Origin of the sequence: Peptacetobacter sp., from assembly GCF_029264495.1 — a bacterium.
Lineage (GTDB): Bacteria > Bacillota > Clostridia > Peptostreptococcales > Peptostreptococcaceae > Peptacetobacter.
Window position 1 is genome coordinate 1 of sequence record NZ_JARIBH010000064.1, and the last position, 9974, is coordinate 9974.

5 protein-coding genes and 1 rRNA gene are annotated in these 9974 nt (G+C 27.7%); all 6 read right to left on the reverse strand.

Annotated elements, in window-relative coordinates; all coding sequences use genetic code 11:
- Positions 1 to 263: 263 nt before the first annotated feature.
- Complete coding sequence (hprK, locus tag Q1J78_RS05900; RefSeq protein ID WP_300279620.1) at positions 264 to 1202, reverse strand: HPr(Ser) kinase/phosphatase; 939 nt, start codon at positions 1200 to 1202, stop codon at positions 264 to 266.
- A gap of 26 nt (positions 1203 to 1228) precedes the next feature.
- Entirely contained in the window at positions 1229 to 3052 is a 1824-nt protein-coding gene (gene uvrC, locus Q1J78_RS05905; protein ID WP_300279623.1) for an excinuclease ABC subunit UvrC, read from the reverse strand.
- Between the two features lie 67 nt (positions 3053 to 3119).
- A complete protein-coding gene (locus Q1J78_RS05910; RefSeq protein ID WP_300279626.1) occupies positions 3120 to 4220 on the reverse strand; it encodes a DUF4145 domain-containing protein in 1101 nt (366 codons plus the stop codon).
- Between the two features lie 193 nt (positions 4221 to 4413).
- On the reverse strand, positions 4414 to 7254 hold the full coding sequence (gene uvrA / locus Q1J78_RS05915; protein WP_300279632.1) for an excinuclease ABC subunit UvrA: 2841 nt from the start codon (positions 7252 to 7254) through the stop codon (positions 4414 to 4416).
- Positions 7255 to 7321: 67 nt separating this feature from the next.
- The gene (gene uvrB / locus Q1J78_RS05920) at positions 7322 to 9304 is read right to left on the reverse strand and encodes an excinuclease ABC subunit UvrB (RefSeq protein WP_300279629.1); all 1983 of its coding nucleotides are present in this window, start codon (positions 9302 to 9304) and stop codon (positions 7322 to 7324) included.
- A 554-nt stretch (positions 9305 to 9858) separates the two neighbouring features.
- Positions 9859 to 9974, reverse strand: a 5S ribosomal RNA gene (gene rrf / locus Q1J78_RS05925).

The window sequence follows — 9974 nt, forward strand, 5'->3', positions numbered from 1 at the left end:
TATTTCTAATTCATATGCAGAAAATAATTTTGATAACAGTGATTATTCTAAACGTATTGAATCATATAGATATTCAGATGATAATAGAATAAATTCAAGAAATTGTTTCAGAAGAAGTTCTAATAGTACTTTATGCTGTGGTAGATTTAGATAATAAGTTTTTCTTACTTAACAAAATAAATAATAATTAATTTTTAATAAAAGCCTAATAAACTATTATTTAATTTATTAGGCTTTTTTAATTTAATATATATTAATTTTTCTTATTTATCATTTTGAAGAAGTAAATTTAATTTTTTAGTAAATTCTTCAGCTGCATCATATCCCATTCCACGTTGTCTATAATTCATAGCTGCAACTTCTAATATCATAGATGTATTTCTTCCTGGTTTTACAGGCACTGTCATTTTTTCTATTTGTACACCCATTATATTTTCATATTCTCTATCTAGTCCCAGTCTGTCATAATATTTATTTTTATCCCAAGATTCAAGATGTATTACAAGCCCTATATCATGACTTACTTTTACAGCTCTAACTCCATAAAGTGTTTTTATATCTAATATTCCAATTCCCCTTATTTCCATAAAATGTCTAATCAATTCCGGAGCTTGTCCTATTAAAGTTTTTTCATCAATTTTTCTTATTTCTACAGCGTCATCTGCAACTAATCTATGTCCTCTTTGAACCAGTTCAAGTGCTGTTTCTGATTTACCAACACTACTTTCTCCTTTTATCAAAACTCCAACTCCATATATATCTACTAATACTCCATGTATTGTTTCATATTTTGCCATTCTGTTCTCTAAATAATTTGATAATTTATTTATAAGTCTAGTAGTATTTCTTTCTGACTTAAGAACTATTATATTATGTTTTTTTGCAATTTCTAAAAAATCTGGTTTTATCTCCATATCTCTAGATATTATAACGGCAGGAATATCGTATGAGAAGAATTTTTCTAATCTTTCTCTTCTAGACTCTGAATCTATTGTTGCAAAATATGCGTATTCTGTCTTTCCTATTATCTGTATTCTTTCATAAGAAAAATACTCAAAAAATCCTGCATATTGAAGTCCTGGTCTATTTAATTCTGGTGTTGTAACAAAATGTTCTCTATCATCATCAGGATAATTTATTATTTCTAAATCTAATGCATTTATTATATCTATTATTTTTACCTTATTTGTATTATTTTCCATAATTTAATTTCCTTCTCCTTAAAATTTTATATTCCCTGTTCTTTTTCTCTAAAGAAATCATAAACACTTTCTGCTGCTTTAGAATTCATTGTTTCTGTATCTTCTAATTCTTCTAAAGTCGCGTTTTTTATACCTTCTATAGTTTTAAATTTTGCAAGTAGAGCTTTTTTTCTTTTTTCACCAATTCCAGGGATATTATCTATTTCAGATTTTGTAAGTTTTTTATTTCTAAGACTTCTATGATATGTTATAGCATAGTTATGTACTTCTTCCTGTATTCCCGCTACAAATCTATATAAATTAGATGTTCTATTCAATTCTATTTCTCTAGTTTCATTTATAAGACCTTTGGTTCTATGTCTATCATCTTTATACATTCCCCAAAGAGGGATATCTATACCATATAAATCAAATACTTTCTTAACAGCATTTACTTGACCTTTTCCTCCATCTAAAAGTATAAGATCCGGTAAATTACCATGTTTTATTCTTCTCTCAAGGATTTCTGCCATAGAACTATAATCATCCGGTCCTATTACAGTTTTTATTTTATATCTTCTATATTCCTTTTTATCTTTTTTACCATTAGTATATACTACCATCGATCCAATTGAATCTACACCTTGTATATTTGATATATCAAAAGATTCTATTCTTATCGGTAATGTTTCTAGTTCTAATATATTTTTTAATTCTTCCAATGCTCCTATACTTTTTTCATATTTTCTTTTATTCATATCAGAAAATTTTTCTAAATATTCAATTGCATTTTTTCTGACCATTTCAACTAGGTTTTTCTTTTCTCCTTTTTGAGGTACTCTTATTGAAACTTTTTGTCCTTTTTTAGATGTAAGTATTCCTTCCAACACTTCTTGATCTTCTATTTCCTCTTCTATTATTATTTCTTTTGGAATATATTCTTGCTCCATATAGAATTGTTTTGCAAAAGATCCAAGTATTGATTCTCTACTGCTGTCCATTACTCCTTCTAATATAAAATGCTCTCTTCCTACTATTTTACCATTTCTCACAAAGAATATTTGTACACAAGCTTCATTATGTGCTCTAGCCATAGCAATTACATCTTGATTTAAGTCTAAAGTATTTGTATCTATCTTTTGTTTTTTTACCATTTCTTCTAAACTTTTTATTTTATCTCTGTAAATCGCTGCTTCTTCAAATCTAAATTCTGCTGCACACTTTTTCATTTTTTCAGTTAAAATATCGACTAATTTTTCTTCTTTACCTGATAAACACATTATAACTTCATCTATCATTTCTCTATATTCTTCTTTAGAAACTTTTCCAGTACAAGGTCCCATACATTTTTTAATATGGTAATTTAAGCAAGGTCTTACTTTATTTTTTATTGCTCTGTCTATATCTAGTTTACATTGTCTTATAGGATAAGTATCTCTTATTACCTCTAATGTATCATTTACTGCTGTTATATTTGTATATGGTCCAAAATACTTTGCCTTATCTTTTGAAACTTTTCTAACTTTTAAAATTCTTGGATAATCTTCATTTGTGGTTACTTTTATATACGGATAAGTCTTGTCATCTCGAAGTAATACATTATATTTAGGTCTATATCTTTTTATTAAATTACATTCTAAAATAAGTGCCTCTGTTTCAGAGTCTGTTATTATATATTCAAAACTTCTAATATTTTTTACCATAGATTTTACTTTTGATGTATGGTTTTTAGAAGATTGGAAATACTGTCTAACTCTATTTTTTAGCACTACAGCCTTTCCTACATATATAACATTTCCAAATTCATCTTTCATTATATAAACTCCCGGTTTTTCTGGGAGTTTTTTTAAGTGTTCTTGTATATCAAACAATCTTTTCCTCCATAATATTAATTATTTTTATTCTCTAATTTTATTACCCATTTTAGAATATTTATAATTATTTATTTAATTTTTTATGATATCTATATTTATAAGAAATCCAATAATCAACTATTCTAGATAAACTTTCTACTAATATCTGTCTATCTAAATCGTTTTCTGGTATTGAATTTTCTACATCTATTTCATCGTTATGCACTTCAGAATTTCCAAAAGTTCTTATTGTATGCATGTATGCTGTGATTCTTTGTGATGCTAAACTTGATTTTCTCATATATTCTATCTTTTGAAATAGATTCCTATTTCCTGCTTTTTCTCCGCCAATATCATATATTATAAATTCTAATAATTTTCTAGCAAGTACACATAATTCAAATTGTCTTAGTTCTCTACTTTCTATTCTTGCTTCAAATTCTATTAATACATCACTTCTATCTCTTCTTTTAAACTTACCAGAACTTACCTGTTCTCTATAATATTTTAATTTACTCCACATATCACATAAAATTTCATCACATTGTTCATCGCTAAATACATTTTCTTGGTCTATATCACTTCTGTTTAATATCTCATTCATTTTCCGGTCAAACTTCATAACTCTTTCTCTATCATTATCTACTATATAAAGACCATCTAATTTGCATGTATTTTCCATTGCTTTTCTGCTTTGTTCAATTAGTACTCCTAAAATTTCATCACTTGATATTTTTTTTAAACAAGAGCCCATAACTGGCATAGCTATATTTTCTATATCTATGTCTATACCATCTGCTAGATTTACCATTGCAAATAAATTCCTTATTCTTTCTCTAAAACAATCTGTAGTTATCGTTCTATCATCTAATTCTATACAAGCCATTCTTTTAAATCCAACTTTTTCAACATCAAATTCCTTAGACATCCAAACACCTAATGATTTTGTTAAATCTATTTCTGCATTATTTTTTATATTATCTATAGATATTCCATATTTTTCTAAAAAGCTTTCTTCAAATGCCTTTATTGTAGATCCTTCGTGATATTTATATGATGCTAAAACTAAAAGATCTATTGGGTAATAAAATTCTGTCAAATCTGCATAGTGTAGTTCTATGAATTTTATTCCAGATACAGTTCCAAATTCATTTCTATTTAAATATACCTTTGTGTGTTTATTCATATATAAATCACCTCTTTCTGAACTTTATATAACTAAAATTATAATTTATTTGTCATTTGAATAAAAAAACCTGAAAAACAATTTTCAGGTTTTTAGTTCTTTATTTAATTATACTTTACTTCAAATTTATTTTCAGTTCAATTCATAAATATTTATAATTAATTTTAATTTTACTATCCAAAAATAAACTATATTATTCGAAATATCTTTTTAAAAATTGTCCTGTATAGCTTTTTTCAACCTTAGATACTTCTTTTGGTGTTCCTGTGGCTACTATTGTTCCACCGCCATCTCCACCTTCTGGTCCTAAATCTATTATATAGTCACAAGTTTTTATGACATCTAAATTATGTTCTATTACTACTATAGTATTTCCTGTATCTGCTAATTTTTGTAATACATCTATTAACTTATCTACATCAGCCATATGTAATCCAGTAGTAGGTTCGTCTAATATGTATAATGTTTTTCCTGTTGGACGTTTACTAAGTTCAGCTGCTAATTTTATTCTCTGTGCTTCTCCACCAGATAATTGAGTAGATGGTTGACCAAGTTTTATATATGATAATCCTACATCCATAAGTGTTTCTAATTTTCTTTTTATACTAGGTATATTTTCAAAGAATTTTAAAGCTTCTTCTACATTCATATCTAATACATCTGATATTGTTTTGTCTTTATATTTTACTTGTAATGTTTCTCTATTGTATCTTTCACCCTTACAAACTTCACATGGTACATATACATCTGGTAAAAAATGCATTTCGATTTTTATTATCCCATCACCTTTGCAAGCTTCACATCTTCCGCCTTTTACATTAAAGCTAAATCTACCTTTTTGGTACCCTCTTGCTTTTGCTTCATTAGTAGATGCAAAAAGATCTCTTATATGGTCGAAAACTCCTGTATATGTTGCTGGATTTGATCGTGGAGTTCTACCTATTGGACTTTGATCTATATTTATTATCTTATCTATATTTTCTATTCCTGTTATATCTTTATGTTTCCCTGGTCTTATTCTAGCTCTATTTACTCGATTTGCAACGCCTTTATAAAGTATCTCATTGACTAATGTACTTTTACCTGAACCAGAAACTCCTGTTACACAAATAAATTTACCAAGAGGGAATTTTACATTTATATTTTTAAGATTATTATGAGATGCTTTTTTTATTTCTATAAAGTTTCCATTTCCTTCTCTTAATTTTTCTGGTACTTTTATTTTCTTTTCTCCACTTAAATATTTTCCTGTTATAGAATTTGGATTTTCTATTATTTCTTCGGCAGTACCTTTAGCTACTATTTCTCCTCCATGAACCCCAGCACCAGGACCTATATCTACTATATAATCCGCTGCTTTCATAGTGTCTTCATCATGTTCTACTACTATTAAAGTATTTCCTAAATCTGTTAGATTTCTAAGTGTTGCTATTAACTTATCATTATCTCTTTGATGTAATCCTATACTAGGCTCATCTAATACATAAAGAACTCCAACAAGTGCAGAACCTATTTGTGTTGCAAGTCTGATACGCTGTGCCTCTCCTCCTGATAAAGTTCCTGCTTTTCTCGATAAATTTAAATAATCCAATCCTACATCTCTTAAAAATGTAGCTCTTGCTTTTATTTCTTTTAAAATTTCTTCTGCTATTATTTTTTGTTTTTCACTAAATGTATCATTTAAACTATCTATGAACTCTATCAATTCATTAATAGATAAATCTGTAACCTCTATTATATTTTTCCCACCAACAAGAACTGATAATACATCATTTTTTAGCCTTCTACCTTTACATACAGGACAAGGGCTTTCTGACATAAATTCTTCTAATTTATCTCTCATATATTCAGATTTTGTTTCTTTATATCTTCTATCTATATTTGTTACAACACCTTCAAAATGAGCTCTATATTTTTTTCTTCCGCCGAATTTTGAATCAAATTCAAACTCTACTATAGTACTATCTACTCCATTTCCATATAATAATTCTTCAACAAAATCATCAGGTAATTCTTTAAATGGAACATCTATGTCTATATTATATTTTTCAGCTAAACTTTTCATCATCATGCTATAATATGTTTCATCATTTGTAGCTGCTGCTCCCCACGCTGCAATAGCTCCTTGTTTTATTGTTATATCTTTATTTGGAACTACTAGTTCAGGATCAACTTCTTTACTTTCGCCAAGACCTTTACACTGCTCACATGCACCAAAAGGAGCGTTGAATGAAAACATTCTTGGTGATAGCTCTTCTATTCCTATTCCATGTTCTGGACAAGCAAATTTTGTTGAAAACATAATTTCTTCTCCATTAATTATCTGTGCAACTACTAATCCATCTGATAATTTTACAGCTGTTTCTATAGAATCTGCTAATCTACTTTCTAATCCTTCTTTTATTATAATTCTATCTACTACAACTTCTATATTATGTTTTTTATTTTTTTCGATTTCTATATCATCATTTATATCATAATTTTCTCCATCTACTCTTATTCTCACAAAACCTTCTTTTCTTATGTTCTCTATAAGTTTTTTATGTGTTCCTTTTTTGCCTCTTACTACAGGTGATAATATTTGAATTTTTGTTCTTTCTTCAAACTCAAGTATTTTATCTGTAATTTCTTGTATTGTCATCCGACTTATTTTTTTACCACATACAGAGCAATGTGCTTCACCTGCATTAGCAAATAAAAGTCTTAAATAATCATATATTTCTGTAACTGTACCTACTGTAGAACGTGGGTTTTTTGATGTTGTTTTCTGGTCAATAGATATAGCTGGAGATAATCCTTCTATGTATTCAACATTTGGTTTTTCCATTTGGCCTAAGAATTGTCTTGCATAAGATGAAAGACTTTCAACATATCTTCTTTGTCCTTCTGCATATATAGTATCAAATGCTAAAGAAGATTTTCCAGAACCTGAAAGACCTGTAAATACTATAAATTTATTTCTAGGTAATGTTAAATCTACTGCTTTTAAATTATTTTCCCTAGCCCCTCTTATGACAATATTTTTTTCTTGCATACTTATTCCTTTCTGCATAATATTTTTAATTTATATTATATAAAAATCCTTTTTTACTTACATTATGCTATTTTTCTTTTCTTTTTATTTTTTCTTCTAATTCTTTTATTTTATCTCTTAATTCAGCTGCTCTTTCAAATTGTAAATTAGTAGCTGCTTCATTCATTTCTTCAAATAATTTAGCTATATTCGCTTTTAATTCATCTATATTTTCAGTTTCTTTAATTCCATAAATAACTTCTTCTTCAGCTACTTGTGTAGCCTCAATAACATCTCTAATATCTTTTTTAACAGTCTTAGGAATGATACCATGTTCTTTATTATACATGTCCTGTATTTCTCGTCTTCTTTTTGTTTCTTCTATCGCATTTTTCATTGAATCAGTTATTTTATCAGCATACATTATTACCCTACCATTTTCATTTCTAGCAGCACGACCTATTGTCTGAATCAATGAAGTTTCAGAACGCAAGAATCCTTCTTTATCAGCATCTAATATAGCTATTAATGAGACTTCTGGAATATCTAATCCTTCTCTAAGTAGATTTATTCCAACTAGTACATCGAATTTTCCCATTCTTAAATCTCTTATAATTTCTGTTCTTTCAAGAGTTGCAATATCAGAGTGTAGATATTTTACTTTTATACCTATTTCTTTTAAGTAATCAGTTAAGTCTTCACTCATTTTTTTTGTAAGAGTTGTTATAAGTACCCTTTCTTTATTTTCTATTACAGTATGTATTTCTTGTACTAAATTATCAATTTGATTTTCTATTGGTCTTACATCTATTTTAGGATCTAAAAGTCCCGTTGGACGTATAATCTGCTCTGCAAATGTAGTACTGTGTTGTATTTCATATGGGCCTGGTGTGGCAGTTGTAAATACTATCTGATTTATATTTTCTTCAAATTCTTCAAAATTTAATGGTCTATTGTCATATGCAGACGGTAATCTAAATCCATTATCTATCAATGAACCTTTTCTTGACCTATCCCCTGCATACATTCCTCTTACCTGTGGAATAGTAACATGTGATTCATCTACTATCATTAAAAAATCATCGGGGAAAAAATCCATAAGAGTATAAGGTTTTTCTCCTTCAGCTCTTCCAGTTAAATGCCTAGAATAGTTTTCTATACCTTGACAAAATCCAATTTCTTTAAGCATTTCTATATCATAATTTGTTCTTTGTTCTATTCTTTGTGCTTCAAGTAACATATCCTTTTCTTTAAAGTATTTAATTCTATCTTTTAATTCTTCCTCTATCCTTTTTATAGCTTCTTCTATTTTTTCAGGAGTTGTTACATAATGAGATGCCGGAAAAATTGCAACATGACTCCTTGTTCCTACGATTTTACCGGTTATATAATCTATTTCAGTTATTCTATCTATCTCGTCGCCAAAAAATTCTACTCTTATTGCTCTTTCATCATCTCCAGCAGGGAATATTTCAAGTACATCACCTCTAACCCTAAATGTTCCTCTTGTAAAATTAATATCATTTCTTTCATATTGTATTTCTATCAGTCTTTTTATAACATCATCTCTATCTTTTTCATCTCCAGGTCTTAATGAAAGCATCATTTCTTTATAGTCTTTTGGGTCACCTAATCCATAAATACATGATACAGATGATATTATTATTACATCTCTTCTTTCTAAAAGTGCCGCAGTTGCAGAGTGTCTAAGCTTATCTATTTCATCATTTATGCTGGCATCTTTTTCTATATATGTATCGCTACTGGCCACATAAGCTTCTGGTTGATAGTAATCATAATATGATACAAAATATTCTACTGCATTTTCAGGAAAGAATTCTTTAAATTCCCCATATAGTTGTGCCGCTAATGTTTTATTATGTGCTAAAATAAGTGTTGGTTTATTTACATTTTCTATTATATTTGCCATAGTAAATGTTTTTCCAGAACCTGTAACACCTAATAATGTAGAAAATTTTTCATTTCTTTTTATTGCATCTGTTATTGTTTTTATAGCTTCTGGCTGATCTCCTGTTGGTTTAAACTTTGAGTGTATTTTAAATTCATTCATATCTTTACCACCTAGAATTATTATTTTATATCATTGTTTTATTCTTTATAATTATATTGCTTTTTTAACATATTTTTTATTATTTTAATTTTATATATTTGTAATAGTTATATTTTTATTTTGTTTTTATTAAAATAAACCATTCTCCAATTACATTATATTTTAAATATAATAAATCCTTATAATTTTTAATTCATTTTCATAAATTTTAATTCATTTTCGAAATCTAGTATATCATACCTAAAAAATATTGTATAGATTTTTTGCGAATGTATGTTTGGTTTATATCTCTATACACTATTAATAAGCAATTTAATTTTATACATTACTTTTTTTATTACCCATTTTTACTGAGAATATATCAATTTTCATAATTAAACTTGTATTATCCTTTATCCTATGTTTACAACAAATCGTATCATTTAATAAAAATATTTTTTTTGTTTTCTTTATTCTTCTTATAAATAAAAAACCTCTTTTCAATTTTTATAAAATAAAATAGAAAAGAGGTTTTTTATTTTGATTTTTTAAATCCACAAAACTAAAAAAAGATTACGTGGCTACGTCCTACTCTCCCAGGGGCCTTCGCCCCAAGTACCATCAGCGCTAGAGAGCTTAACTTCTGTGTTCGGAATGGGAACAGGTGTATCCTCTCTGCTATAATAACCAC

Bases quoted from the DNA above. Each gene is read 5' to 3' on its own strand.
- hprK (WP_300279620.1), bottom strand. From the start codon at position 1,202: ATGGAAAATAATACAAATAAGGTAAAAATAATAGATATAATAAATGCA.
- Q1J78_RS05910 (WP_300279626.1), bottom strand. From the start codon at position 4,220: ATGAATAAACACACAAAGGTATATTTAAATAGAAATGAATTTGGAACT.
- uvrA (WP_300279632.1), bottom strand. From the start codon at position 7,254: ATGCAAGAAAAAAATATTGTCATAAGAGGGGCTAGGGAAAATAATTTA.
- uvrB (WP_300279629.1), bottom strand. From the start codon at position 9,304: ATGAATGAATTTAAAATACACTCAAAGTTTAAACCAACAGGAGATCAG.